This is a genomic window from Solicola gregarius, assembly GCF_025790165.1.
Lineage (GTDB): Bacteria > Actinomycetota > Actinomycetes > Propionibacteriales > Nocardioidaceae > Solicola > Solicola gregarius.
The window spans coordinates 2,127,822-2,153,523 of record NZ_CP094970.1 but is presented as its reverse complement, the minus strand read 5'-3'; the positions used below and the strand labels follow the sequence as shown (position 1 = coordinate 2,153,523).

The following is a 25,702-nucleotide window of genomic DNA, read 5'->3' as shown; positions in this document are numbered from 1 at the left end:
CCTACCTCGTGGGCACGCGGAGGAACAGCCGCCGCGACCACAGGTAGCCGACCAGCGAGATCGCGACGCACCAACCGATCGCGAGCCACAGATCGGAGTCCGTCGGAGCACCGGTGACGAGGTCGCGAAGGGTGTTGATCATCGGTGTGAACGGCTGGTGCTCGGCGAACTGGCGCAACCCGGCAGGCATCGCGTCCGTCGGCACGAAGCCGCTGCTGATGAACGGCAGGATCACCAGAAACATCGGGGTGTTGCTCGCCGTCTCGACGCTGTTCGCCGCGAGGCCCATCCCGACGGTCAGCCAGGTGAGCGAGAACGCGATGAGAACCAGCAGCCCGATCGCCCCGAGCCAACCGAGCGGATCGGCATCGGAGCGGAACCCGAGCAGGAACGCGAACGCCGTCACGATCACCACCGCGAATCCGGTCTTGATCACCGCACCCAGGACGTGACCTGTGAGGACCGACACCCGGGCGATGTCCATCGTGCGGAACCGGGCGATGATCCCGGTGGTCATGTCGGTCGCGGTCGCGATCGCGGTTCCGAGCGCGACGCTGGCAACGGTCATGATCAGGATTCCCGGCGTGATGAACACCAGATAGTCGCCGCGGTCTCCGCCGCCCGGCTGCCCGGGCAGACCGGCACCGATGGTGCCGCCGAACACGTACACGAACAGCAACAGGAACAGGATCGGTTGCGCGACCAGCATGACCGACAACGAGGGATAGCGGCGGATGTGCAGCAGGTTGCGTCGCAGCATCGTCGCCGAGTCGCGAATGGTGTAGGTGGCGTTCATGCGGGGATCTCCTTTGATTCGGGCGCCTCGACCGCGTGGCCGGTGAGCGCAAGGAACACGTCGTCGAGATCGGCGGACTCGACCGTCAGCCCGGCGACGACGTCGTCGTCGAGGCCGTCCAGGACCCGGCGCAGTCCGGCGATGCTGCCGTCGTTGGGTACCTGCAAGGTGAGCGTCTCCAGGTCGGTGACGGCGTCCGGGTACGCCGCCGCCGCCGCGGTCAGCGCCGCACCGTCGGCGAACTGCACCGAGACGTGGCCGCCCGGGACGCGCCGCTTCAGCTCCGCAGCCGTGCCCTCGGCGACCAATTGCCCGGCGTCGAGGACCCCGATCCGGTCGGCCAGTTCATCGGCCTCGTCGAGGTACTGCGTCGTCAGCAGCACCGTCACGCCGTCGGCGACCTGCTCACGCACGATCGCCCACAGGCCACGCCGACTGCGCGGGTCGAGACCGGTCGACGGTTCGTCGAGGAAGATCAGCCGCGGCCCGGTGATCAGCGTCATCGCCAGATCCAGCCGCCGCTTCATACCACCCGAGTACGTCTGCGCCCGCCGGTCGGCGGCGTCGACGAGGTCGAAGCGCTCCAGCATCCCGGTCACGGCAGTGGCCGCGCTCGCGCGGTCCAAGTGTGCGAGATCGGCCATCAGCCACAGGTTCTCGCGGCCGGTGAGCAGTTCGTCGATCGCCGAGAACTGCCCGGTCACGCCGATCGCGGCGCGTACCTCGGCAGGCTGCTGTCGTACGTCGAAGCCGTTGACGCGGATCTCACCGTCGCCGGGGGTCAGCAGTGTCGCGAGGATGTTGACGATGGTCGTCTTGCCGGCACCGTTGGGCCCGAGGAGTGCGTAGACCGTCCCTTCCGGAACGGTCAGGTCGACACCGTCCAACACGGTGTGGTCGCCGTAGGACTTGGTCAGTCCGGCGACCTCGATAGCAGCGGCAGTAGTAGTCATGTCGCCATGGTCGAACCCTGACGCAGGGTCAAGGTCAAGCCGATGCGCGTGAGCATCGACGGCGGTGCTCGAAAGTCCTCGAGACGGGTTGTCACCAGTCGGTACTATCTTGACTGTGCCGCACTCGGGTGACGGTTTCGCACACCTGACGAGCCACGGGGGAGCCCGAATGACCAACGATGCCCAAGCCCTGAAGTCCGACCTGCAAGCCGTGGTACGCGGCGCGGTCCACGCACCCGGCGATCCCACGTGGGACGACGCCAGGAAGGCGTGGAACCTCTCGGTCGACCAGCACCCGCTCGCCGTCGTCGAGGTCGCCGACGCAGACGACGTGGTCGCCGCCGTACGTTGCGCCGGCCGAGTCGACCTGCCGGTCGTACCTCAGTCCACCGGGCATGCGGCGACAGACGACGGCGTGACCGGCGCGATCCTGCTCCGCATGCATGCGCTCGACTCCGTCGAGGTCGACACCGAACGTCGGATCGCTCGCGTCGGAGGCGGCACCATGTGGAAGGCGGTCCTCGACCGGCTCGACGACACCGGCCTGCTCGGCCTCGGTGGTACGGCGCCGATGATCTCCGTCGTCGGCTACACCCTCGGTGGCGGGTTGTCGTGGTTCGGCCGTCGGTACGGGTTGGCGTCGGCCGCCGTACGGTCGGTCGACCTCGTCACCGCCGATGGCGATCAGGTCACCGTGACCGAGGAAAGCGATCCCGAGCTGTTCTGGGCGTTGCGCGGGTACGGCGGCGAGTTCGGAGTCGTCACCTCGATGGAGTTCGACCTGTTCCCGTCGCCCGGCGTCGTGGGCGCCCGGCTGATGTTCCCCGCCGGTGACACGCGTGCGGTCCTCGACGCGTTCTCCAAGCTCACCGCCGCGGCGCCGCCGGAGCTGTCCGTCGCCGCGACGATCCTGCACCTTCCCGATGCTCCGTTCATCCCCGAAGACCGCCGCGGGCGCTCGTTCGTCGCGATCAATGCCGCCCATCTCGGCACGCTCGACGAGTGCAGGACGTTGCTGTCGGGCATCGTCGCGGCCGGCGACGCGATCGAAAACGACATCCGGACCTACCCGATGTCCGAGGTCGGCGGCATCGCCGAGGACCCCGTCGATCCCAGCCCCGCCGCCGACCTGACCACTTTGCTCCGCGACTTCGACTCCGGCACGGTCGAGCGTCTCCTCGACGTGGCCGGCCCCGACAGCGGCACGCGCCTGCTCGGTGTGAACATCCGTCATCTCGGCGGCGCGCTCGCCGAGGCCGGGTCCGGAAACGGCGGTGTCGCCGGAGCGATCGACGAGCCTTACCTGGTGTTCAGCTTCGCCGTCCCGGGCCTCAGCGGCTCGATGGACGAGATCGTCGACACGCACAACGGCCTGCACGCCGCCCTCGGCGACACCGCGACCGGCGGTGCACCGTACAACTTCCTCGGCCGCGGCGGCCCCGAGCGCGCGTACGACTCGGCTGCACTCGACCGTCTGCGTACGCTGAAGCGCCGGCGCGACCCGCAGGGCAGATTCCGGATGACCCGCCCGTTGCCCAACTGACGTCAGACCGAAGCCCCACCGTCGATCACCAGGTCTGCACCTACCACGTACGCCGAGTCGGCCGACGTCAGATACCGGACGGCGGCCACGATCTCCGAGAGCGAGGCGACCCGGCCCGACGGGTTCAGCTCCTTCATCCGCGCGTCCCGGTCGGCCTCGTTCTCACCCGGCCGGTACGACATGGAGGTGTCCGACGGGCCGGGACTGATCGCGTTGATCCGGATCCCTTCGGCGGCATGGTCGAGTGCGGCAGTCCTCGTCAGCGCGCTGAGGGCGGCCTTGCTCGCACCGTACGCACCGAACCCGGGGCGGCTCGTGTGCGGACCGATGTTCGATGACACGTTGACGATCGCGCCACCCTCCTTGCGCATCAGCGCGATCTCGTGACGCATCGCGGCGTGGACACCAACGACGTTCGTCAGCATCGCCCGCTTCGAGATCGGCGCGTTCGATGTCCGCGGCCGGCGTCGGCGGTGGCAGCATTCCGACCGTGTTGACGGCAATATCGAGACTTCCGTACGCATCGGACACGCGGTCGAAGACCGCATCGACGTCGGCCTGATCGAGTACGTCACCGACGAGGGCAAGATGGCGTCGATCGCCGCCTGCCAATCCCCGCAGGGCATCTCCGTTGCGCCCGACCAGGGCGACGGAGGCGCCGGAGGCGATCAGATCCGATGCGATCGCGCGTCCCATCCCGCTGCTCGCGCCCACCACAACCGCACGTCTTCCGCTCGCTGGCATGATGCTCCTCGTTTCGTCTTCGACGGATTGGTCCGTTCGGGATCGGTCAGCAGGCAGCGCGTTCGGCTTCGACCGGCACAGTCACCCGGCTTCGCTCGAGGCGCCACGAGGTCCCCGCGAAGCCGAGCGCGAGCACGCCGAGCAGAACGCTCATCCAGATGGGTGCGCGCAGACCGAGTCCCGCCCCGATCACCAGGCCGCCGAGCCACGGCCCGAGTGCATTGCCGACGTTGAAGGCGGACACGTTGACCGACGCGGCCAACGTCGGCGCATCACCTGCAAACGCGAACACCCTTCCGTTGAGGGCCGCCGCGATCGAGAACGACGCGGCGCCGAGTACGAAGACCGCGACGACGACTCCGATACGGGATCCAGCGAGTGCGGCAAGGAGCAGTAGGGCCAACACCATCGCGGTCAGGCTGATCACGACGTTGGCGAGCATGTCGCGATCCGCGTACCGCCCGCCGACCGTGACGCCGACGAACGTGCCGAGCCCGAACAGCAACAGCACGAGCGGCACGTACCGCTCGGGAATGCCGGCGACGTCGGTGAGCAGCGGCGCGAGGTACGAGAACGCACAGAACACCGCCGCCTGGAAGCCCGCCGTCGTCGCCAGCGCCAGCCAGAGCCGGCGATCACGGAACGCGTGCGTCTCCGATCGCACCAGGTCTCTCATCGGTATCGACGTTCGCTCGTCCGACATTGCGGGTACCAGCGACCGCAGCAGCACGAACACCGCGGCCGCCGCCACAGCGACCGCGGCGAACGCCGCCCGCCACCCGAACGCTCCACCGATCCACGTCCCTGCCGGCACTCCCACCACGTTGGCGAGCGTGAGTCCGCCGACGAGCACGGCCAGCGCCCGCGCTGTACGCTGCGGGCCGGCGAGCTTCGTCGCGATCACCGCTGCGACCGCCCAGTACGTTGCGCAGGCGACCGCGGCCACGACTCGCCCGGCGAGCTGTGCGGAGTAGCCGTCGACCGTAAACGGCACGACGTGCGCGAAGCCGAACACCGCGGCGGCCCCGAGCAGCGTCGCGCGCTGCGGGAGCCGCAGGGTCGCGAGCGTCATCAGCGGAGCACCGACCAGCATGCCGATCGCGAAGCCGCTGATCAGCATGCCCGCGTCCGGGATGCTCACGTCGAGACCGGCCGCGATCTGGGGCAACAGGCCGGCGAGCATGAACTCTGACGTTCCCAGGCAGAAGATGCCGAGCGCGAGCACGTGGACTGCGAGCGGCAGCCTTCGGGTCTGCGTTTCCATCGGGCTCCTTTTTGAACTGATCTGTACAAAATGTGCGTACGCGAAGGCTCGGCTCCGGGCCGAGGCGGGCTCAGAGCATCGACATCAGGGTTTTCACCGTGGCGCGACCGGCGGCATCGCTGGTGGCCACCCGGTCGGCGATCTGCGCACCGTTCAGCGCCGCGTGCACGACCGCGGCGAGATCACGCGCCGGCGCGGTGCTCGTGAACGAGCCGTCCCGCTGCCCCTCGGCGATGAGCTGCGAAATCAGGTCGCGGAACGACTCGAGGTTGCCCCGCGCGAGGTCGGCGACCGCCTGGTCCGCGCTGCCGACCTCCACGGCCGCGTTCAACACCAGACACACCCGGCGCTCGTCGCTCGCCCACTGCTCGCGGAGAACGTCGCCGAGCAGTCGCTCCAGCCGCTCGCGCCCGGTGCCCTCGATATCGAGGTATGCATTGCGTTGCGTGCTCTTCAGCTCGGCGTAGCGACGCAAGGCGCATTGGTACAGGTCGGACTTGCCGGTGAACGTGTTGTAGAGGCTGCTTCGAGACAGTCCGGTGGACTCGCACAACACCGCGGTCGAGGTTCCGGCGTACGTATGTGTCCAGAACGCCTCCACGGCAGAGTCGAGCGCGGACTGTTCGTCGAACTCGCGTGGTCGTGGCACGCGAACGATCCTCGCACGTTCTGTACCGGTGTGTCCAGAACGGGTCAGCCGGCGCGCGCACCCCGGAAGCTTCTTCGGTACGCCGACGGCGCGATCTTCAGAGCAGCGGCGAAGTGATGCCGGTAGGTGACCGCGCTCTGGAAGCCGACGGCGGCAGCCACCTCCTCGATCGGCATGGACGTGGTCTCGAGCAGCGCCAGGCTGGCCTCGACTCGCTGCGCGATCAGCCAGCGGATCGGGCTCGTACCCGTTGCTGCGGTGAAGTGCCGCAGATACGTGCGCGGCGACAGGTGCACGCTCGTCGCGAGCGCCTCCATCGTCAGCGGCTCGTCGAGTCGTTCGAGCGCCCAGGCCATGCTGCGCGCGATGTCGTCACCGGAGTCCGCGGCCCGCACGGGTGACTCGATGTACTGCGCCTGGCCGCCGTCGCGGTACGGCTGCGCCACGAGTCGGCGGGCGAGCCGGTTCGCCACGGCGCCTCCGTGGTCGCGCCGGACGAGGTGGAGGCACAGGTCGAGCCCGGCGGCGCTGCCGGCACTGGTGAGCAGATCGCCCTCGTCGACGAACAGCGGTCGCGGGTCGACCTCCACCGCGGGAAACCGCTCGGCCAGTCTCTCCGCGTAGATCCAGTGCGTCGTCGCCCCCCGCCCGTCCAGCAGACCCGCGCCGGCAAGGGCGAACGCACCCGAGCAGATCGACGCGATGCGTACGCCGCGCTCATGCGCCGCTCGCAGGGCGGCCACCAACCGCGGCGAGGTCGGCACGTCGACGTCGCTCACGCTCGGCACGATGATCGTGTCGGCGGCCTCGAACCCGTCGAGACCCATCGAGGTGCGCAGCGTCGCGCCGCCGACGGTCGGCGTCGCACCGCGGCGCTCCGAACACAGCGTCAGGTCGTACCACGGCTCCGGCAGATCGGGCCAGCGTACGCCGAACACCTCCGTCACGATCCCGGTCTCGAACAACGACATTCCCTCGTACGCGAGCACGGCGACCCGATGCGACCGACGATTTGACGTCATGTCGTTATCTTAGCGGATATGGTCGTTTGCGCCACTGTCGTACGGCGGCTCGGCGACTCAGCATGGAGACATGCAAACGACGCTGCTTCGCCCCGCGCACCAGTCCCGTTGGACATCCGCCGAACGTCGCCTGACCATCGGTGGGCTGCTCGCGATCGGCATGAGCTTCGGCTTCGCGCGCTACGGCTACGGGTTGTTCCTTCCCGAGATCAGGCGTGAGTTCGACCTGTCGGTCTCGTACGTCGGAATCATCGGCAGTGCGACGTACGTCGGCTATCTCGTTGCCCTGCTCGTCGTCGGCGTGTACGCGGCGCGGGTCGGGCCGCGCCTGCTCGTCGGGATCGGCGGTGCATCCGCCGTCGCGGGCATGGGGCTCGTGGCGGTCGCCCCGAACCTCGCGATCCTCACCACCGGGCTCGTCCTGGCGGGGACCAGCCCGGCATGGACCTGGGCGCCGTACTCCGACGCCGTCGACATGGTGGTCGCGCGCTCGCGGCGTGAGCGGGTGCTCGCGATCGTCCCAGCGGGTACGGCGATCGGCACCGCCGTCGTCGGCCCGCTCGCACTCGTCGCGCACGGCGAGTCGTGGCGGTACGCGTGGCTCGCGATGGCGGCCACCGCAGCGGCCATCGCGGTGTACAACGTCGGCTCCGTGCCCGCACGAAACACGGTCTCGGCCGAACCCGCGGCACGGCCCGCCACGGTCGGGCCACGCTGGTTCCTGCGCCGACGTGCCGTTCCGCTGTACGCGACGGCGGTCTCGTACGGTGTGGTCGGCTCGTTCTACTGGAACTACGCGACGGCGGCGATCTCCGACGCAACGAGCGGCAGCGCCGCCACCACAGCGATGTTCTGGACGCTGATGGGTGTCGCCGGGACGGCCGGTGTCCTCGCGGGCGTGCTGCTCGCGCGCCTCGGCCTGCGCCGGTCGTCGGCGCTGTTGTTCGGCACCCTTGCCGTCGCGGTCGCGCTGCTCGGCGTCATGCCCGGTTCGGTGTTTGCCGCAGGGGTGTCGGCGATCTTGTACGGGCCCGCGTTCATGGCCGTGTCCAGCCTGCTGGCCGTGTGGTCGTACCAGGTCTTTCCCGAACGCCCGACGACCGGCTTCAGTGCCACCCTGCTGAGCCTCGGCGTCGGAACGGTCGCCGGACCGGCCGTGCTCGGGCTGGTGGCCGAGGAGCACGGCCTGCGTACGGCATTCCTCGTCACGGCCGCCCTCGCCGTGGTGACCTGCGCCGTCCGCCCGGCTCGTACGGCCGCCTTCGCGGACTGAATTGTTACCAGGAGCCGAAACGGTGTGCAGCGCTTAAACTCATCGGGTGGAGATCGAGGCCAGACATCTTCGGCTGGTGAAGTCGATCGCCGACGCAGGGAGCATCACGTCCGCCGCAACGGCCCTCGGCTCGACGCAGCCTGCCCTGACCCGGCAGCTCCGGCGCGTCGAGGAGGGCCTCGGTGGCGAGTTGTTCGTACGCTCGCGCGACGGTGTCGAACCCACGACGCTGGGTCGACTCGTGGTCGGACGGGCTAACGCCGTGCTGTCCGTGCTCGACTCCCTGCAGACCGATGTCGCCACCGCCACAGCCACCGCGCCGGCACAGGTTCGCATCGGCGTGCGGTACGGCCAGGCGATGCTCGGGCTGATGAACGGCCTTCGCGCGACCGTTCCGAATGCGGAGATCGTGACCAACAGCGAGTCACGGATCGGCGGACTGATCGACCTGGTCGCGGGAAACCGCCTCGACGTCGCGGTGATCCACGAGTTCGTCGGGTACGAGATTCCGCTCGACCCGCGGATCCTGTCCACGGAGATCTGCTCCCAGCCCGCGTTCGTACTGATCCCCGAGACGCATCCGCTCGCGGCCCGCACGGAGGTCGCGCTGGCCGATCTCGCGGACGAGAACTGGTTGCTCTCGCCGCTCGACGTCGACCGGGAGACCGAGTGCATGACCCAGGTGTGTGCCGATGCCGGGTTCACGCCGAAGATCGTGCACTACCTGAGCGACGGACTCGGCGTCGAGCTGATCCGCGCCGGTGAGGCGATCGCGCCGAGCGTACCGACCAACCGGTGCTCGGGCGCCGTCCTGAAGCCGCTCGTCGACTCCCCGATCCGGGTACGCCAGCTGCTCATCGCCGAGCGGCACAACCCGTTGGTGACGAGTCTCGACAAGCTGGCCCGGTTCGTCGGCGACGCGCTCGCGGACGCACTCTCGAACCAGCCGATCTACACCGCGTGGGCGGAGCGGCACGAGGGCGACTGACCGCGCCCGTCAGGAGTCGCTCGCATCCGGCCATGCCACCGAAGGCATGGCCGGTTGGCATGAGTGAACCGCTGTTAACCCGGGAATGGTCTACGTACCCCTACCGAGAGGAACCCTCATGAGGAAGGTCATCGCCGTCGCGAGCAGCACCGTACTCGCGGCCGGACTGGGTGCCATGGCGCCGCTGAGCGGGGCAGCGGCCGTCGGCAACGCCCCGGACGACAACCCACAAGCAGTCGCCCGGCAGTTCGTCAAAGAGAACCGTACGGATGTGCTCGGCACACGTGGCGACGCGTACCGCGTCGTCGACAAGGTCACCTCGAAGGACGGCGCCGCCGTCAGGTACGAACGCACGTACCGTGGCCTGCCCGTGCTCGGCGGCGACTTCGTCGTGCACGTCACCGAGAACGGCCGGACCGACAACGTCTCCGTCGCACAGGACCGCGCGATTCGCGTTAACAACGCCCCCGGTGTCGCGAAGAGCGCCGCTCGCACACAGGCGCGTGAGGGTGCGACATCGGCGACTGTGCGCCGAGTCGGCGAGCCGAGGCTCGTCGTCGACGCCCGCGATGGTCGACCAGTGCTCGCCTGGCAGACGGTCGTGCACGGCGTGCAGGCCGACGGTCAGACACCGAGCCGGCAGAGCGTCGTGACCGACGCGCGTACCGGCAAGGTACGCAGCGCGGACGAGGCCATCATGACCCCGATCCGAGTGGGCCAGAAGGCCGACGCAGGACCGGGCCAGGCCGACGGGTCCGAGGCCGCCGAGGCGGGCACCGGCTCGGGGATCTTCGTCGGCGACGTCGAGATCGACACGACGTCGGGCGCCAGCGGGTTCGAGATGATCGATCCGTCGCACGGCAACGGTGAGACCTGCGATATGAACAACACGGAGTTCTCCTGCGACACGTTCGTCGACGACGACAACGCGTGGGGCGACGGTACGAACGCCGATCGCGCCTCCGCAGGCGTCGACGCGCACTTCGGTGCCGCCACGACGTTCGACTACTTCAAGGAGACGCACGGCCGCGACGGCATCTTCGGCGACGGAACGGGCGTACCGTCGCGCGTTCACTACGGCACCGGGTACGTCAACGCGTTCTGGGACGGTAGCCAGATGACGTACGGCGACGGGGCCGGCGACGCCGCGCCGCTGGTCGAGCTGGACGTTGCCGGGCACGAGATGTCGCACGGCGTCAACGAGCACACGGCCGGCCTGGAGTACTCAGGCGATGCCGGCGGGCTCAACGAGGCCACCAGCGACATCTTCGGCACGATGGTCGAGTTCTACGCGAACAACGCAAGCGATACGCCGGACTTCACGATCGGCGAGATGATCGACATCAACGGCGACGGCACGCCGCTGCGCTACATGGACGAGCCGAGCAAGGACGGCGGGTCGTTCGACTGCTGGAGCGAAGAGGTCCCGGCATCGGATCCGCACTACTCCTCGGGTGTCGGTAACCACTTCTTCTACCTGCTCGCCAACGGCAGCGGGGAGAGCGAGTTCGGCAACAGCCCGACGTGCGACGGCTCCACCGTCACCGGCATCGGCAATGAGGCCGCCGCCGCGATCTGGTTCAAGGCGCTGAGCGAGTACATGGTCAGCACCGAGACGTACGCCGACGCGCGCGAGCACACCGTCCAGGCCGCAACCGACCTGTACGGCGAGGGGAGTGCCGAGGTGCAGGCGGTCGAGGCCGCGTGGACCGCGGTGTCGGTCGGCTGATCGGCCCCCACCTATCGCACCTTCGGTGCACATGAACGTCGGCCGCGGCTCGGGAATCGCCTCCCGGGTCGCGGCCGACCGCCATCGAGAGGACGACACCATGAACGTACGTATCGCCATCGCAGCCGCCGCAACCGTTGCCGCCGCGAGCACCCTGGCCGCGCCGACGGCCGCCGCCCCCGACGATCCGGCCACCCTCGCCGCACCCGACATCGACGTCGCCGCCGTACAGGCCCATCTCGACGCCCTCCAGCAGATCGCCGACGAGAACGGCGGAAACCGGGCGACGGGTACGACCGGCTACCGCGCGTCCGTCGACTACGTCACCGAACAGCTCGAGACCGCGGGCTACACGGTCACCGAGCAGCCGTTCGACACCTTCGGCGGCGAGTCGTACAACATCACCGCCGAGCTCGCGGGTGCAGACCCGTCGCGCGTGGTGATGCTCGGCGGGCACCTCGACAGCGTCGACGCGGGCGCCGGCATCAACGACAACGGGTCCGGGTCGGCGGGCGAGCTCGCGACCGCACTCGCGTTCGCCGAGGCGAACCCGAATCCCAGCGTCACGGTGCGCTTCGCGTGGTGGGGCGCCGAGGAGCAGGGCCTGCTCGGCTCCTCGCACTACGTCGACTCACTCGACGCCGCCGAGCTCGACCGCATCGACGTGTACCTGAACTTCGACATGATCGGCTCGCCGAACGGCGGCTACTTCGTGTACGACGGCGACGACGCGGTCGAAGGCACGTTCAACGAGTTCCTCGCCACCCGCGACATCCAGACGGCTCCGACAACCGTCGGCGGTCGCAGCGACCACGCGGCGTTCGAGGATGCGGGCGTACCGATCGGCGGCCTCTTCACCGGTGCCGAGGGCACGAAGACCGAGGAGGAGGCGCAGCTCTGGGGCGGTACGGCCGGCGAGCCGTACGACCCGTGCTACCACTCCGAATGCGATACGACCGCGAACATCGACCCGACGATGCTCGACAACATGTCGGACGCCATGTCGTACACCGTGTGGTCCCTGACCGCTCCCGAGACGCTCGACGACGCCGCGTAGACGCGTCCGATCAGCTGGCGCGGGCGCTCTCGCCCGCCACCCAGCTCATCTCCGGGTAGCGATCACCGGCCGGCTCCATCGCGGACAGCTCCGCGACGGCGTCGGCCGGTAGGTCGACCCGCACGGCGCCGATGTTCTCCTCGAGGTACGTACGCCGCTTGGTGCCCGGGATCGGCACGCCGTCGTTGCCCTGCGAGCAGCCAGGCGAGTGCGACCTGCGAGGCCGTCGCACCGAGGTCGGTCGCGATCTCGCGGATGCGCCGCACGAGCGCGAGGTTGGCGTCGAGGTTCTCCGCCTGCCAGCGCGGCAGCGTACGTCGGAAGTCGTCGTCGGCCAGGTTCGCGTACGCCGCCGCCGCACCGGTCAGCAGCCCGCGCCCGAGCGGGCTGTAAGGGACGAGCGCGATGCCGAGTCCGCGCGCCGTCGGTAGAACGTCACGCTCGATATCGCGGCTGAACACCGACCACTCGCTCTGCAGCGCCGCGATCGGGTGAACCGCACTGGCGCGGCGCAGCGTCTCCGCCGACGCCTCGGACAGGCCGAGCGCACGTACCTTTCCGGCAGCGACCAGCTCGCCCATCGCACCGACGGTCTCCTCGATGGGGACGTCCGGGTCGACCCGGTGCAGGTAGTACAGGTCGATCGTGTCGATGCCGAGCCGCGACAGGGACCCGTCGACCGCGCGGCGAGCGTTCTCGGGCGATCCGTCGTTGCCGGCCGGCATCGACGTCTCCGGATCGGTGCGAATGCCGAACTTCGTCGCCACCACCGCGTCGTCGCGACGAGTAGCGAGCACCTCGCGGAGGAGCTCCTCGTTGTGGCCGTTCCCGTACATCTCGGCGGTGTCGAGGAAACGGACGCCGGCGTCCAGCGCGCGGTTGATCGTCGCCAGTGACTCTGCTCGGTCGGTGGCCCCGTACGCGAAGCTCATCCCCATGCAGCCGAGGCCGAGCGCGGATACCTCGAGCTCGCCGATGCGACGGGTAGGAAAGGTGTCTGATGGCATAGCTGTCTCCTGTTTTCGGGCGTGCTTCGCCCGGGTTTGGCGGTGTTGTTCTGTCGGTTTGCGGCTAGGCCGTGTCGGCCAGTTCGCCGCCGTACGTCGCGATCTTGTAGTCGACGACCGCGAGTGCGACCTGCAGGTCGCCGAGCTGGCCACGGATCGACTCGCGATGACTCTCGAGCAGTTCGCGGCGTTCGGGGATCGTGCGATCGCCCTCCTCGACGAGCGCGATGTAGCGCTGGATGTCCCGGATCGGCATATCGGAGAGCCGCAGCCGAGTGATGAACATGAGCCGACCGATCGAGTCCCGGTCGTACTGCCGATACCCGGACGCGTCGCGCTCGACACCGACCATGCCGATGCGCTCGTAGTAGCGCAGCGTGTACGTGCTGACCCCGATCAGCTCGGAGACCTCCGCGATACTCAACGGCCCCTCGACCGACTCGGAAAGTGTGCTGCTGCAGAGCAGCTCGGTCACCGGAGGAAGGTCCGCGACCGGTGTCGTGTCCAAGACGTCCCGTAGTTCCTGCACCGTGCTCGTCATGTATTCGACCGTACGGGTTAGAGCGCGCTCTAACGCAAGCCCGGAGTCGTCATCGCTGAGCCGCCCGCCTCGTACGCAACCGTCCTTTTTTCACCGGACCAGCAAAAGATGCGCACCAGCCGTTGAAACTGGCGCGTGACGTGGGTTACGTTGCCGCATATCCGGCGTTCCAGCAACGCATCCTCACGATCGGTGGGCGGCACATGGACGAGAAGGTCGGTATCTGGTTCGTGGGGGCGCGCGGTTCGCTCGCCACGACCGCGACACTCGGGGCACAGGCGCTCGCGGCGCGGCTCGTGGAGTCGATCGGCTGCGTGACGACACTTCCGGAGATCGACTCGCGCGGCCTACCTCGCTACGAGAACCTCGTGACCGGCGGCCACGACGTCAGTGAGATCCCGATCGGCAAGCGCGCCGAGCAGCTGGTCGCCGGCGGAGTCGCGCCGCACGCGCTCGTCGCCGCGGTCGCCGATGGCCTCGCCGACGCCGACGACCGCATCCGGCCCGGCACCCGAACGACGACCGACCAGGCCGCGGCCGTCGAGCAGCTCGCGGCCGACATCACCGACTTCGCCCGCCGGTCCGGCGTCGCGCGTACTGTCGTCGTCGACGTCTCCAGCACCGAACCCCCTCGAGACGACGACGCGGACGTCGCCAGCTGGGCCGCCCTGCAGGCCGCATGGGAAGCGGGTCGCTCGCCGCTGGCACCGAGCTCGCTGTACGCGTGCGCCGCCCTGCTGGCCGGCTGTTCGTACGTCGGCTTCACGCCGAGCCCCGGCATCGAGGTTCCCGCGCTGCGCGAGCTCGCCGAACGCAACGGGCTGCCGTACGCCGGGAGGGACGGCAAGACCGGCGAGACGCTGGTGAAGTCGGTACTCGCGCCGATGTTCGCGTCTCGCGCCCTACCGATCCGATCCTGGACGTCGGTCAACCTGCTCGGGGAGGCGACGGCGAGACGCTGGCCGATCCGACCGCCGCGGCCAGCAAGACCGGCACGAAGCAGGAGGGTCTCGACGCCATGGTCGGTCGTCCGGTCGACGGCCCGATGCACATCGACTACGTCGCCGACCTCGGTGACTGGAAGACGGCCTGGGATCACATCCGTTTCGACGGGTTCCTCGGCGCCCGGATGACGATGCAGTTCACCTGGCAGGGTTGCGACTCCGCGCTCGCCGCTCCGCTCGTGCTCGATCTCGTACGCCTGGTCGCTCGCGCGCATGCGCTCGGCGACTCCGGTCCGCTGCCCGCGCTCGGCTTCTTCTTCAAGGCGCCGCTCGCCTCCGATGAACATCGGCTCGCGGAGCAGTGGGACGCCCTCCGTACGTGGACGCACGACTGCGGCGAGCGGGTCGCCCCGTGAACGGACGCGACCTCGCCGAGCTGGTCCGCCTCCCCGCCGCGCTGACGGTTCCAGGAGACGCACTGACCGGCGCTGCGTACGCGGGCGCGTCGGCGCGATACAGCGCCGCGATGCCGATCGCCTCGGCGTGCCTGTACTGGGCGGGAATGGCCCTGAACGACTGGGCGGATCGCGATCTCGACGCCGTCGAGCGACCGGAGCGCCCCATCCCTTCCGGCCGGATCAGCCCGCGTACCGCGATCACCACTGCCGGTGTGCTCGGGCTTGCCGGCATCTCCGCGTCCGCGGTTGCCGGCGGCCGGGCGGCCCTGCGGGTCAGCCTGCCCCTCGCGGCGCTGGTCTGGGCGTACGACACGATCGCCAAGCAGAGTCCGGCGGGACCGGTCGTGATGGCATCGAACCGCGGACTCGACGTGCTGCTCGGCGCGTGCGCGGCACCTGTACGCGCCTGGGAGCCCGCCACCTCGGTGGCGGCACACACTGTCGCAGTCACGACCCTGAGCCGCGACGAGGTGCACGGCACCGACCCGTCCCGCGCGGGCACGGTCACCGCCGCGACCGCCGCCATCGCCACCGCGGGAGTCGTGCGCGCGCTGACGGATCGCCGTGCTCGGCGGCGTGACCGACTCGTGTCAGCGGCGCTGTCGACCGCGTACGGCGTGGTCGTCGGCCGCGCCCAGTCGCGCACCATCGCCGATCCCTCCGCGGCCACCGTGCGCGACGCGACCGGTCGCGGGATCGCCGGATTCCCACTCCTACAGGCATCCTGGCTCGCGCGCCGCGGACGCCTCGGCGCGGCGGCAACGGTGCTCGCCGGCGGCCCGCTGGTCAGGTACGCATCCCGTCGGATGAGTACGACATGACCCTTCGGCTCGGCTACGGCACGAACGGGTTCGCGGGTCACCGCCTGGGTGATGCGTGTGCGGTCATCGCCGGGCTGGGCTACGAAGGCGTCGCGCTGACGCTTGACCAACCGCATCTCGATCCGTTCGCCGACGACGTCACCGACCAGGTCGCGTACGCGGGCCGCATGCTCGACACGTTCGGGCTGGCATGCGTCATCGAGACCGGATCGCGGTACGTCCTCGATCCGTGGCGCAAGCACGAGCCGACCCTGGTCAGTGACGAGGGGCGCGAACGCCGCGTCGACCTGCTCCGCCGCGCCGTACGGATCGCGTACGAGCTCGACGCAGACGCCATGTCGTGCTGGTCGGGCACCCTTCCCGATGCCGTCGGCGACGATGAGGCGTGGCGCCGGGTGACCGATGGGCTCGGCCCGGTGCTCGACGACGCGGCGCGACTCGGCGTGACCTGCTGCTTCGAACCCGAGCCCGGGATGTTCGTCGCGACCGTCGACGACGCGCTGGCCTTGCGCGAGCGCCTGGGTGCGCCCGAGCATTTGCGGTTGACCGTCGATCTCGGCCACCTCGTGTGCAATGAGCCCACCACACCGGCAGACACGATCGCCAAGGCAGGCGGGCTGATCGGCAACGTGCAGGTCGACGACATGGTGCGCGACGTACACGAGCATCTCGAGCTCGGCACCGGTGATCTCGATCTCGACGGCGTGCTCGGGGCACTGGTCGCCACGGGCTACGCAGGGCTTGCATCGGTAGAGCTGCCCCGGCACTCCCACGCGGCGCCCGTGGTCGCACGGTCCGCGATGGACGCGCTGCGGGCGTCACTCGCACGGGTGGGCAAGGCCGCGGCCGACAGAGAGGAAGCCGGATGAGTGCACCAACGACCCCCGTCGACGTGCGAGCCGCGCTACCGCCGGACGCGGCTGCCGCACTCGACGACATGCTTCGCCGCATCGAGGAAGCACCCGAAACGGTCGGGCGATACTTCCCGGCCGCGGCGCGGCGTACGACACGGGGCGACATCGGCCTGCGCGACGATCACGGCGAGGTGGTGCTCGCCGAGGACGCCGTGCGGGTCGCACTGTTGCGAGCGGCCGTCGGCGCACTGCCGGCCACGCGAGGTGGCGCAGAGGTCGCCGCGCTCTACCGGTTCGGCGACAGCGACGAGAAGCGCGCCGTACTGCTCGGGCTCGGCGTCGTCGACTCCGCCGCGGCACCCGACGTACTCGAGGACGCGCTCCGCACGAACGACACGCGGCTGGTCGCCGCCGCGATGGGCCCACCGGCCGCACGGCTCGACGCCGACACCTGGCGCCAGGGCGTACTCAAGTGTCTGTTCGTCGGTGTGGCTCTGACCTCGGTCGCCGATCTCCGCGTACGCGCCGATCGGTCGCTCGCCGAGATGGTCGCGCGGTACGCACACGAGCGCGTTGCCGCGGGCCGCGACGTACCAGCGGACGTCTGGCTCGTTCTCGACCGCTTTCCCGAGGCCGTCGCGCTGATCGATCTCGATACCGAGCTGGCATCCCCACATGACGATCGCAGCGACGCGGCCCGCCGCCTGCTCGCCAGCCGACCGACGACCCCGAAGGACTGACCTGATCCGATGCGCATCTTCGACCCGCATATCCATATGACCTCACGTACGACCAACGACTACGAGGCGATGTACGCAGCCGGCGTACGCGCACTCGTGGAGCCGGCGTTCTGGCTCGGCCAACCGCGGACGAGCGTCGAGTCCTTCTGTGACTACTTCGATGGCCTCGTCGGCTGGGAACGCTTCCGTGCCTCGCAGTTCGGCATCGCGCACCATTGCACGATCGCGTTGAATCCCAAGGAGGCAAACGATCCACGGTGCCTCGACGTCCTCGACGTGCTGCCGCGCTACCTCGCAAAGGACGGCGTCGTCGCGGTCGGCGAGGTGGGCTTCGACTCGATGACCACGGCGGAGGAGAAGGCGTTCTCTCGACAGCTGGCGCTCGCTGCGGAGTTCGAGCTGCCGGTGCTCGTGCACACCCCTCACCGAGACAAGGAGGCGGGCACGCAGCGCACGCTCGACCTCGTCGAGGAGTCAGGCATACCGCCGGGTCACGTGCTCGTCGACCACCTGAACGAGGTGACCGTCGGCCTCGTCGCCGACACGGGCTGCTGGATGGGATTCTCCATCTACCCCGACACCAAGATGGACGAGCACCGGATGGTGCGCATCCTGCAGGATCGGGGGCTCGACCGCGTACTGGTCAACTCCGCCGCCGACTGGGGACGCAGTGATCCGTTGAAGACCGCGAAGACCGGTGCGGCGATGCTCGACGCGGGCTATACCGATGCCGATGTCGACCGGGTGCTCTGGCAGAACCCGGTCGAGTTCTTCGGGCAGAGCGGACGACTCCTGCTTCCTGACGACGGCGACGCCCACACCGACGCCGGCGCGACGTACGAGGGCAACTCGATCCTTCGCGGCGCCCGGCCGGAGGGGTGATCAGAGATGCGGTTCAGGCATCGAGATGGCACCCTCGTGCACCTCGCGTACGGCACGAACGTCTTGCCTGCAGAGGATGTCGACGGTATCGCCGAGCAGGCGGTCCAGTACGGATCTCGACTCCGCACGCTCCTTGACGCTCCGCGGATCGGGCTCGGCATGTGGCTCCCCGCCGAGGCGGCGCATCGGCTCGCCTCCTCGCCGGCCGACGTACGCCGGCTGCGCGATCGCCTGGCGTCGGGCGGCGTTGAGATCGTGACGCTGAACGCGTTCCCGTACGCCGACTTCCAGGGCTCGGTGGTGAAGAAGAACGTCTACCACCCGGCCTGGAACGAACGAGCCCGGCTCGACTACACCGTCGCGGCCGCGACGGTCCTCGCGAACCTCCTGCCCGATGACGTCGCCCGGGGCAGCATCTCGTCACTTCCGCTCGGCTGGCATGCACCGTGGCTAGGCGATCGGCAGGCCGCCGCAATGGCACATCTGAACGAGCTCGCCGAGGCACTCGACAAGCTCGAGGCAGACACCGGTCGCTCGATCCGGGTCGGTCTCGAGCCCGAGCCGGGCTGCGCCGTCGAGACCATCGCCGACGCCGTCGAGCGCCTCGGTGACGTCGACCGGACCCGGATCGGCGTCTGCCTCGACCTCTGCCACCTCGCGGTCGGGTTCGAGGACATGGAGGAGACCCTGGCCAAGCTCGACCGCGCCGGGCTCCCGGTCGTCAAGACCCAGCCGGCGGCGGCGCTCCACGTGGACGACCCGGCCGACGCCGCGACCCGCGACGTACTGCACCGGTATGCGGAGGACCGCTTCCTGCACCAGGTACGCAGCCCGGGCCGCAACCGCCTCGCGACCCGCGACGACCTTCCGGACGCGCTGGACGGCCATCGCCCGCTGCACACGGGTTCGCCCTGGCGAGTGCATTTCCACGTACCGGTACATGCCGACCCGGAGGCGCCCCTGCGCAGCACCCGCGACGAGCTGCATCGGTCGCTGGATTCGCTGCTCGGCGGACCCCAGGCACGTGTCGACCACCTCGAGGTCGAGACGTACACCTGGTCGGTCCTCCCCGGCGCCGGAGATGGTCCGGACGCCCTTGCCCGCGGGCTCGCCGCCGAGCTCGCCCACGTACGCGATGCGCTGATCGCGCTCGGATTGGAGGAAGCCGCATGAGTGGAAAGCTGCTGGTGATCGATCTGGTCGGCCTGACGCCACGGCTGCTGGAGCACATGCCGCGGTTACGCCGCCTCGCCGGCGACGGCTGGCAGGCGCCGATGGACACCGTGCTCCCGGCCGTGACGTGCTCGGTGCAATCGACGATCCTGACCGGCACGCCACCGCGTGATCATGGCGCCGTCGGCAACGGCTGGTACTTCCGCGACCTCGGCGAGATCTTCCTCTGGCGACAGCACAACCGCCTGGTTCAAGGCGAGAAGGTGTGGGAGACCATCCGACGTCATCGGCCCGGATACCGAGTCGCCAACGTCTGCTGGTGGTACGCGATGGGCGCGACGACGGACTGGACGGTCACGCCGCGCCCGATCTACTACGCCGACGGCAAGAAGGCGCCCGACTGCTACACCCGGCCGCCGGAGCTGCACGACGAGCTGACCGGGGCACTGGGTGAGTTCCCGCTGTTCCAGTACTGGGGTCCGACCGCGACGATCCGCTCCAGCGAGTGGATCGTCGGCGCCGCCCGTCGGCTGCTGCCGCGGGCGGACCTGACGCTCACCTACATTCCGCACCTGGACTACGACCTGCAGCGGTACGGTCCCGACTCGGCCCAGGCCCGGGCCGCCGCTCGCGACGTGGACGCCGCGATCACTCCGCTGCTCGACGACGCCGATGCGCTCGGAGCTACCACGGTCGTCCTCTCGGAGTACGGCATCACGAACGCCGACCGCCCGGTCGACGTGAACCGGATGCTGCGACGTGAGGGGCTGCTCGAGGTCTACACCCAAGACGGTATGGAGTACCTCGACCCGTGGGCGTCTCGCGCCTTCGCGGTCGCCGACCACCAGGTGGCGCACGTCTACGTCAACGATCCTGCCGACCTGACCCGTGTGCAGAAGCTGTGTGAGGAGCTCGGCGGCGTCGACCTCGTGCTCGATCGCGCGCAGCAGGCATCGTACGAGCTCGACCATGAGCGGGCGGGTGACCTCGTCCTCGTCGCCGATCCAACGGCGTGGTTCACGTACTACTACTGGTACGACGACTCTCGCGCACCCGACTTCGCGCGCGGGGTCGAGATCCATCGCAAGCCGGGATACGACCCGGCCGAGCTGTTCTTCGACCCCGACGACCGTGCGGTGAAGGCGAAGGCGGCCCTGACGCTGGCCCGGAAGAAGGCGGGCCTTCGATACGCGATGAAGGTCGTCCCGCTCGACCCGGCGCCGGTGCGCGGTACGCACGGACGCCTGCCGGCGGACGACGACAACGGCCCGATGCTGCTGTGCAACGACGCCGGGACGTCACGTACGCGGATCGGTGCGACGCAGGTCCGCGACCTGCTCCTGGAGATGGCGGGAGTTCCAAGCCCGGAAGAAGCCTGACCGACAACACCTACAGCAACTCGACCTAGCAGCACACCCATGGAGGGAACCCGCATGTGTTACGGATACGACGGTCATGCCGCGCTCGACGCGGCCAAGGAACGAACCGGCATCGGACGGCGCGGCCTACTCGCAGGCGCACTCGGCACGGCCGCCGTCGGCGCATTCGGATTCGCCTCGGCGGGTCCCGCGTCCGCCGAGCCGGCAGCCGACAGGGCACGCAAGGGGCACCGGCGCGTACCTCCCGGCCTGATCAGCATCCAGCTGTACTCGATCCGCGCCGACCTCGAGAAGAACTACGACAAGTCACTGCGGTACGTCGCCGACGCCGGATACCGCCGGGTCGAGCAGGCCGGCTACTACGGCCGGACGGCGAAGGAGCTGCGGCGTTTCCACAATCGGGTCGGGGTGCACACGACCTCGAGCCACGACGGTCTTTCAGCAACGCGCGACGAGCTCGAAGTGAAGCTGGAGAACGCCAACACGATGGGACAGGACTACCTCGTGGTCCCGTACCTGAACTCGGACAATCCCGATGAGTGGAAGCAGTTCGCCTGGCACATGAACAGCGAGGCGGCGGCCGCACGGCGTGCGGGACTGCGGTACGGCTACCACAACCACTCGCACGAGTTCCTGCCGCTGAGCAATGGCGAGCGGCCGTGGGACATCTTCATGGCCGAGCTCGATCCGGTGCTCGTCCACCTCGAGGTCGACCTGTACTGGATCGCGACCGGTGGCGTCGAGAGCGGTGACGCCGGCGACGACATCGAGGGCTACGTCAACGAGCACATCAATGCCGCCCCGCTCAAGGTGCGCCAGTACCACGTGAAGGACCGCAACCCCGACACCGGCAAGATGTGCGACCTCGGCACCGGCAACCTCGACTTCCCCAGGATCTTCGACAACCACCGGGTCGAGGAGTACATCATGGAGAACGACGAGCCCAACGTAACGCCGCGTCAGACGACCGAGGTCGGCTACGAGTACCTGCGTACCGTCCGCTTCTGACCCCGCGTCCACCAGCCGCCGAGGTACGTCCTCCTGCCGATAGCGCACCCGCTATTGCCCGGAGGACGTACCTCGGCGCATTTATGCCTCGAACGCTCGCGCCCTTTCTGTCGGCGAACCGACAAAAGTACGACGAGAGGCAGATCTTAGTATTGCCTTTGGCGTACGAAGTGATCTAAGTTACATCCGAAGCGGAGGCAAAACTTTCCACCATCCGGAAGGACGACACACGTGCGTACCGATCCGTCGAACTCCCCCCGCCCTCTACGATTCCCCGTTGCGCGTCGCGTAATCGCGACGGCGGCGGCCGTGGTCGGCACCATCGCGTTGTCCCTCACGGCACCGACAGGCGCCAGCGCGCCGCCGCCGGCCAACGCCGCCAATCAGCCCGCAACGGCCGCGGCAGCGGCCCCCGCGGCCAAGCCGAAGGTGCTGGTGTTCCACGGCCCGGCGCCACGGCAGGACGACGCGGTCAAACGCGCGACCAAGACGATCCGCGAACTCGGAGCCGAGAACGGCTTCCGGGTCGAGGTGTCGATCGACCCGGCGGTGTTCGCGTCGCCCGGCCGGTTCCGCTCGATCGTGTTCCTGGCCAGCGAGGGCTCCGAGCTCAACGCTGCGCAGACCAAGAACCTGCAGAGGTACGTCCGGGCCGGCGGCGGCTTCCTCGGCATCCACGACGCCGCCAAGGTCAAGCCGGGCTCTGACTGGTTCACGGGCCTGATCGGCGCCCGACCGACCGACAGCCCGTTCAAGGCGCAGCAGGCGACGGTCGACGTACTCGATCGACAGCATCCCGCCACCCGCGACCTGCCGTTGACGTTCGAGCACACCGGACGCTGGCCGAACTGGGAGCAGAACCCGACCGGCAAGGTGCACACCGTCGCCCAGGTCGAGGAGCGGACCTACCAGCCCGGCGACTCGGGCAACGGGCCGTTCCATCCCATGTCCTGGTGCCGCGACTACCAGGGCGGCCGCTCGTTCTACACCGGCATGGGCGCGACCGCCGGCGCGTACGGCGACGACCAGTTCCGCAAGCACCTGCTCGGCGCGATCCAGTGGACGTCCGGAATGGTGCGCGGCGACTGCCAGGCGACGATCGCCTCGAACTACAAGGTCGAGAAGCTCACCGCGCAGAACAAGGAGGGCGAGCTCGACCAGATCGGCGAACCGCACGGTCTGACCGTCGCGCCCGGCGGCGACATCTTCTACGTCGGCAAGGCCGCCTGCCCGAGCGGACCCATCGTCGAGTGGGACAACCCCGACGTCGGCCTCGGCTGCGGGACCATCCACCGGTACGACCCGGAGTCCGGCGACGTCAAGCTGCTCACGACGCTCGACGTGATGGGCAACCGCGGCAGTGGCGACGAGTTGGTGAAGAACGAGGAGGGCCTCCTCGGCATCGTCGCCGACCCCGACTTCGCGGAGAACAACTACCTGTACGTCTACTGGATGCCGCACGAGTCCATCGACCGCGACAAGCGGACCGGTGAGCGGACGATCTCGAGGTTCACGTACGACCCGGAGAAGAACACGATCGACCAGTCGACCCGCAAGGATCTCCTGCACTGGACGGCTCAGATCCACAGCTGCTGTCACGCGGGCGGCGGCATGGCGTTCGACGACGAGGGCAACCTGTACGTCGGCTCGGGCGACAACAACTCCTCCGGCGGCTCCGACGGCTACTCGGGTAACAACTGGACCGAGGACTACAAGGGCATCTCGTTCCAGGACGCCCGTCGTACGTCGGGCAACACCAACAGCCTGAACGGCAAGATCATCCGGATCCACCCGGAGGACGACGGAACGTACTCGGTCCCTGCGGGCAACCTGTTCACCGGTGACGAGGGCGGCGGCGACAAGGCACGCCCGGAGATCTACGTGATGGGCGTACGCAACATCGCCCGGCTGCAGATCGACAGCGAGACGGACTGGTTGACCGCCGGCTGGGTCGGGCCCGATGCGTCCGAACCGAGCCCGAAGTGGGGTCCGGCGAAGTACGAGACGGCGACCGTGATCACCTCGGCGGGCAACCAGGGCTGGCCGTACTGCATGGGCAACCGGCAGCCGTACCGCGACCGCAGCAACGAGGACGCGACGAAGCCCGCCGGCTGGTACGACTGCGACAACCTGAAGAACACGTCGCCGCGCAACACCGGGCTCACGGATATCCCGGACGCGCGCACCAACTCGATCTGGTACTCACCTCAGGGCGGCGGGGTCACGTACCCGAAGCGCCCGAACGGCATCCCCACCTACAAGATCGAGGACGAGACGTACACCGAGCCGTACCTCAAGGGCGGCGGCCAGGCAGTGATGTCGGGTCCGACGTTCCACCAGTCCGAGGTCGACGAGGGCAGTAAGGTCTCGTGGCCGAAGTACTGGGAGGACAAGTGGCTGATCGGCGACCAGTCCAACGCGAACAACCGGATCGCGGCGACGATGGATCCGGGCACGGTTCCGCAGCAAGGGCCGCCGGCGTTCGCCGAGGATCTGCGCTCGATCATTCCCCCGGGCACGGACGACGATCAGCTGATGAGCTGGATGGACGCCAAGTTCGGCTCCGACGGTGCGCTGTACATGCTCGACTACGGAGGCGGCTTCTTCAGCCTGCATGAGAACCAGAAGCTGATCCGGATCAGCTACCACGGTGGCCCGGCGACGCCCGCGCCGACCAAGGCTGGGCTCGTACCCGGAGAGGCACCCTCGTCCGAGGCGGCCGGTGTGACGGCGAAGCCGACGTCGCAGGGCACGCCGACACGCATCAAGTTCTCCGGGCAGCAGGCCGGAGGCGTCAAGTGGAACTGGAACTTCGGCGACGGCACCACGTCGAAAGCGATGAGCCCCGCCCACACGTACACCAAGGGCGGCTCGTTCACGGCGAAGCTGACCGTGACGTACGCCGACGGCGAGAAGGCGACCGTCGAGCAGGAGGTCAAGGTCTCCTGCCCGGCACCGGATGCGCGGCCGACCGTTCGGTTCCTCGGCAGCGACACCGGCGTCGCCAATGACAGCGTCGGTGGCGGGTGCACCGTCAACGACGTGATCGACGACGAAGGCACGTGGGGATCGCACGATGCGTTCGTTACGTACGTCAAGGACGTGGCGCAGCGGATGGCCGACGACGGTCCCCTCAACGACAACGAGCAGTACGCGATCGAGCGCGCCGCTGCCTCGTCCGACGTCGGCGAGGCCGCACCGTACACGCCCATCTTCGACGGCACGGCCGCGTCGCTGAAGGGCTGGAAGCAGGCGCCCAGTGGCAAATTCACGCGTACGAAGCAAGGAAACATCCGCTCGTCCGGTGGCCTGGGCATGCTCTGGTACACCAAGCCGTACGGTGACTTCTCGCTTCGGCTGCAGTTCCGAGACATGGCGCCGGAGGGCTACCGCGCCAACAGCGGCGTGTTCGTACGCTTCCCCGACATCCGTACGCCGGTCGAAGACCGACCTGAGGGTAGCTGCGGCACGGTCGGCTCGGCCAAGGACTCACCCGCATGGGTGGCGATCTACTGCGGTCAGGAGATCCAGATCTTCGACGGACCCCAGAGCGATGAAGGCGAGCAACAGAAGACCGGATCCGTCTACAACTTCGACTCCATCGACATCGACGGCGCGCAGCCGACGGACAAGAAGGTGTGGAACGACTACGAGATTCGCGTCGTCGGCCAGAAGTACACGATCATCCGCAACGGCGTGGTGATCAACCGGTTCACCAACGCTCCTGGCAAGGAGTCCTCGCGCGAGGGTGACCCACCGACTGATCTCCGTCAGTTCGCATCCGGCTATGTCGGTCTGCAGAACCACAGCGACAACGACCTGATCGAGTTCCGCAACATCCGGGTGCAGCGTCGCTGACGCGGCGTGGAGAGGACTT

General features: G+C 68.7%; 22 protein-coding genes and 3 pseudogenes. 16 read left to right on the top strand and 9 right to left on the bottom strand.

All coding sequences use genetic code 11. The features are described 5' to 3' along the window. Position 1 precedes the first annotated feature (1 nt). Both L0C25_RS10680 and L0C25_RS10675 read right to left on the bottom strand, forming a co-directional pair. Positions 2-796, bottom strand: coding sequence for an ABC transporter permease (locus tag L0C25_RS10680; RefSeq protein ID WP_271636475.1), 795 nt, complete (start codon positions 794-796; stop codon positions 2-4). Beyond that, positions 793-1,749, bottom strand: a complete 957-nt coding sequence (locus L0C25_RS10675) for an ABC transporter ATP-binding protein (RefSeq protein ID WP_271636474.1) — start codon at positions 1,747-1,749, stop codon at positions 793-795. Before L0C25_RS10675 ends, L0C25_RS10680 begins: the two co-directional genes overlap by 4 nt. Positions 1,750-1,918: 169 nt before the next feature. Between L0C25_RS10675 and L0C25_RS10670 the strand changes: the two genes are divergently transcribed. Continuing rightward, positions 1,919-3,292 (top strand): FAD-binding oxidoreductase, encoded by a 1,374-nt coding sequence (locus L0C25_RS10670; RefSeq protein WP_271636473.1) that lies wholly within the window; start codon positions 1,919-1,921, stop codon positions 3,290-3,292. A gap of 2 nt (positions 3,293-3,294) precedes the next feature. Here the strand turns inward: L0C25_RS10670 and L0C25_RS10665 are convergent, their stop codons facing one another. The 5 genes and pseudogenes from L0C25_RS10665 to L0C25_RS10650 form a co-directional block, all read right to left on the bottom strand. Beyond that, positions 3,295-3,717: an SDR family oxidoreductase gene (locus tag L0C25_RS10665; protein ID WP_271636472.1), complete on the bottom strand. Its 423-nt coding sequence runs from the start codon at positions 3,715-3,717 to the stop codon at positions 3,295-3,297. A 22-nt stretch (positions 3,718-3,739) separates the two neighbouring features. After that, positions 3,740-4,036, bottom strand: a pseudogene (locus L0C25_RS24220) (SDR family oxidoreductase); the annotation flags it as partial. Positions 4,037-4,082: 46 nt separating this feature from the next. After that, positions 4,083-5,300, bottom strand: a complete 1,218-nt coding sequence (locus tag L0C25_RS10660) for a Cmx/CmrA family chloramphenicol efflux MFS transporter (protein WP_271636471.1) — start codon at positions 5,298-5,300, stop codon at positions 4,083-4,085. 70 nt (positions 5,301-5,370) lie between these two features. After that, entirely contained in the window at positions 5,371-5,949 is a 579-nt protein-coding gene (locus L0C25_RS10655; RefSeq protein WP_271636470.1) for a TetR/AcrR family transcriptional regulator, read from the bottom strand. Between the two features lie 44 nt (positions 5,950-5,993). Further along, positions 5,994-6,971 carry a helix-turn-helix domain-containing protein gene (locus L0C25_RS10650; protein ID WP_271636469.1) on the bottom strand — a complete coding sequence of 326 codons (978 nt, stop codon included), beginning with the start codon at positions 6,969-6,971 and terminating at the stop codon, positions 5,994-5,996. 70 nt (positions 6,972-7,041) lie between these two features. On the opposite strand from L0C25_RS10650, the gene L0C25_RS10645 reads away from it, so the two are divergent. The 4 genes from L0C25_RS10645 (at position 7,042) to L0C25_RS10630 (ending at position 12,018) form a co-directional block, all read left to right on the top strand. Continuing rightward, positions 7,042-8,244 carry a YbfB/YjiJ family MFS transporter gene (locus L0C25_RS10645; protein ID WP_271636468.1) on the top strand — a complete coding sequence of 401 codons (1,203 nt, stop codon included), beginning with the start codon at positions 7,042-7,044 and terminating at the stop codon, positions 8,242-8,244. Between the two features lie 46 nt (positions 8,245-8,290). After that, a complete protein-coding gene (locus L0C25_RS10640) occupies positions 8,291-9,232 on the top strand; it encodes a LysR family transcriptional regulator (protein WP_271636467.1) in 942 nt (313 codons plus the stop codon). Between the two features lie 118 nt (positions 9,233-9,350). Then, entirely contained in the window at positions 9,351-10,961 is a 1,611-nt protein-coding gene (locus L0C25_RS10635; RefSeq protein WP_271636466.1) for a M4 family metallopeptidase, read from the top strand. 31 nt (positions 10,962-10,992) lie between these two features. Then, on the top strand, positions 10,993-12,018 hold the full coding sequence (locus L0C25_RS10630) for a M28 family metallopeptidase (protein ID WP_271636465.1): 1,026 nt from the start codon (positions 10,993-10,995) through the stop codon (positions 12,016-12,018). Between the two features lie 62 nt (positions 12,019-12,080). On the opposite strand, the gene L0C25_RS10625 is transcribed toward L0C25_RS10630, so the two are convergent. Together L0C25_RS10625 and L0C25_RS10620 are read right to left on the bottom strand one after the other, a co-directional pair. Continuing rightward, on the bottom strand, positions 12,081-13,025 hold the full coding sequence (locus L0C25_RS10625) for an aldo/keto reductase (protein WP_271636464.1): 945 nt from the start codon (positions 13,023-13,025) through the stop codon (positions 12,081-12,083). A 64-nt stretch (positions 13,026-13,089) separates the two neighbouring features. Further along, a complete protein-coding gene (locus L0C25_RS10620; protein ID WP_271636463.1) occupies positions 13,090-13,566 on the bottom strand; it encodes a MerR family transcriptional regulator in 477 nt (158 codons plus the stop codon). Between the two features lie 203 nt (positions 13,567-13,769). Here L0C25_RS10620 and L0C25_RS10615 point away from each other — a divergent pair. The 11 genes and pseudogenes from L0C25_RS10615 to L0C25_RS10570 form a co-directional block, all read left to right on the top strand. Continuing rightward, positions 13,770-14,381 (top strand): annotated as a pseudogene (locus L0C25_RS10615) (inositol-3-phosphate synthase); the annotation flags it as partial. Continuing rightward, positions 14,291-14,671: pseudogene (locus L0C25_RS23980) on the top strand (hypothetical protein); the annotation flags it as partial. The pseudogenes L0C25_RS10615 and L0C25_RS23980, both read left to right, overlap by 91 nt. Before the next feature lie 24 nt (positions 14,672-14,695). Next, positions 14,696-14,926 (top strand): inositol-3-phosphate synthase, encoded by a 231-nt coding sequence (locus tag L0C25_RS10610; protein ID WP_271636902.1) that lies wholly within the window; start codon positions 14,696-14,698, stop codon positions 14,924-14,926. Next, positions 14,923-15,789: an SCO3242 family prenyltransferase gene (locus tag L0C25_RS10605; RefSeq protein WP_271636462.1), complete on the top strand. Its 867-nt coding sequence runs from the start codon at positions 14,923-14,925 to the stop codon at positions 15,787-15,789. The genes L0C25_RS10610 and L0C25_RS10605 overlap by 4 nt, the downstream gene beginning before the upstream one ends. After that, a complete protein-coding gene (locus tag L0C25_RS10600; RefSeq protein WP_271636461.1) occupies positions 15,786-16,658 on the top strand; it encodes a sugar phosphate isomerase/epimerase family protein in 873 nt (290 codons plus the stop codon). Before L0C25_RS10605 ends, L0C25_RS10600 begins: the two co-directional genes overlap by 4 nt. Then, a complete protein-coding gene (locus tag L0C25_RS10595; protein WP_271636460.1) occupies positions 16,655-17,383 on the top strand; it encodes an EboA domain-containing protein in 729 nt (242 codons plus the stop codon). Before L0C25_RS10600 ends, L0C25_RS10595 begins: the two co-directional genes overlap by 4 nt. 9 nt (positions 17,384-17,392) lie before the next feature. Beyond that, positions 17,393-18,265, top strand: a complete 873-nt coding sequence (locus tag L0C25_RS10590; protein ID WP_271636459.1) for a TatD family hydrolase — start codon at positions 17,393-17,395, stop codon at positions 18,263-18,265. Between the two features lie 6 nt (positions 18,266-18,271). Then, the gene (eboE, locus tag L0C25_RS10585; protein WP_271636458.1) at positions 18,272-19,438 is read left to right on the top strand and encodes a metabolite traffic protein EboE; all 1,167 of its coding nucleotides are present in this window, start codon (positions 18,272-18,274) and stop codon (positions 19,436-19,438) included. Next, positions 19,435-20,817: an alkaline phosphatase family protein gene (locus L0C25_RS10580; protein WP_271636457.1), complete on the top strand. Its 1,383-nt coding sequence runs from the start codon at positions 19,435-19,437 to the stop codon at positions 20,815-20,817. Before eboE ends, L0C25_RS10580 begins: the two co-directional genes overlap by 4 nt. A 39-nt stretch (positions 20,818-20,856) precedes the next feature. Beyond that, positions 20,857-21,825 (top strand): sugar phosphate isomerase/epimerase family protein, encoded by a 969-nt coding sequence (locus tag L0C25_RS10575; protein ID WP_271636456.1) that lies wholly within the window; start codon positions 20,857-20,859, stop codon positions 21,823-21,825. A gap of 309 nt (positions 21,826-22,134) precedes the next feature. Next, positions 22,135-25,683, top strand: a complete 3,549-nt coding sequence (locus tag L0C25_RS10570) for a ThuA domain-containing protein (RefSeq protein WP_271636455.1) — start codon at positions 22,135-22,137, stop codon at positions 25,681-25,683. Positions 25,684-25,702 lie beyond the last annotated feature (19 nt).

Excerpts from the sequence above, each read along its gene's own strand:
- L0C25_RS10595 (WP_271636460.1), top strand. The coding sequence starts at position 16,655 with ATGAGTGCACCAACGACCCCCGTCGACGTGCGAGCCGCGCTACCGCCG.
- L0C25_RS10675 (WP_271636474.1), bottom strand. The coding sequence starts at position 1,749 with ATGACTACTACTGCCGCTGCTATCGAGGTCGCCGGACTGACCAAGTCC.
- L0C25_RS10650 (WP_271636469.1), bottom strand. The coding sequence starts at position 6,971 with ATGACGTCAAATCGTCGGTCGCATCGGGTCGCCGTGCTCGCGTACGAG.
- L0C25_RS10610 (WP_271636902.1), top strand. The coding sequence starts at position 14,696 with ATGACGATGCAGTTCACCTGGCAGGGTTGCGACTCCGCGCTCGCCGCT.
- L0C25_RS10665 (WP_271636472.1), bottom strand. The coding sequence starts at position 3,717 with ATGCTGACGAACGTCGTTGGTGTCCACGCCGCGATGCGTCACGAGATC.
- L0C25_RS10600 (WP_271636461.1), top strand. The coding sequence starts at position 15,786 with ATGACCCTTCGGCTCGGCTACGGCACGAACGGGTTCGCGGGTCACCGC.
- L0C25_RS10625 (WP_271636464.1), bottom strand. The coding sequence starts at position 13,025 with ATGCCATCAGACACCTTTCCTACCCGTCGCATCGGCGAGCTCGAGGTA.
- L0C25_RS10630 (WP_271636465.1), top strand. The coding sequence starts at position 10,993 with ATGAACGTCGGCCGCGGCTCGGGAATCGCCTCCCGGGTCGCGGCCGAC.
- L0C25_RS10670 (WP_271636473.1), top strand. The coding sequence starts at position 1,919 with ATGACCAACGATGCCCAAGCCCTGAAGTCCGACCTGCAAGCCGTGGTA.
- L0C25_RS10645 (WP_271636468.1), top strand. The coding sequence starts at position 7,042 with ATGCAAACGACGCTGCTTCGCCCCGCGCACCAGTCCCGTTGGACATCC.
- L0C25_RS10660 (WP_271636471.1), bottom strand. The coding sequence starts at position 5,300 with ATGGAAACGCAGACCCGAAGGCTGCCGCTCGCAGTCCACGTGCTCGCG.
- L0C25_RS10635 (WP_271636466.1), top strand. The coding sequence starts at position 9,351 with ATGAGGAAGGTCATCGCCGTCGCGAGCAGCACCGTACTCGCGGCCGGA.
- L0C25_RS10620 (WP_271636463.1), bottom strand. The coding sequence starts at position 13,566 with ATGACGAGCACGGTGCAGGAACTACGGGACGTCTTGGACACGACACCG.
- L0C25_RS10590 (WP_271636459.1), top strand. The coding sequence starts at position 17,393 with ATGCGCATCTTCGACCCGCATATCCATATGACCTCACGTACGACCAAC.
- L0C25_RS10580 (WP_271636457.1), top strand. The coding sequence starts at position 19,435 with ATGAGTGGAAAGCTGCTGGTGATCGATCTGGTCGGCCTGACGCCACGG.
- L0C25_RS10575 (WP_271636456.1), top strand. The coding sequence starts at position 20,857 with ATGGAGGGAACCCGCATGTGTTACGGATACGACGGTCATGCCGCGCTC.
- L0C25_RS10680 (WP_271636475.1), bottom strand. The coding sequence starts at position 796 with ATGAACGCCACCTACACCATTCGCGACTCGGCGACGATGCTGCGACGC.
- eboE (WP_271636458.1), top strand. The coding sequence starts at position 18,272 with ATGCGGTTCAGGCATCGAGATGGCACCCTCGTGCACCTCGCGTACGGC.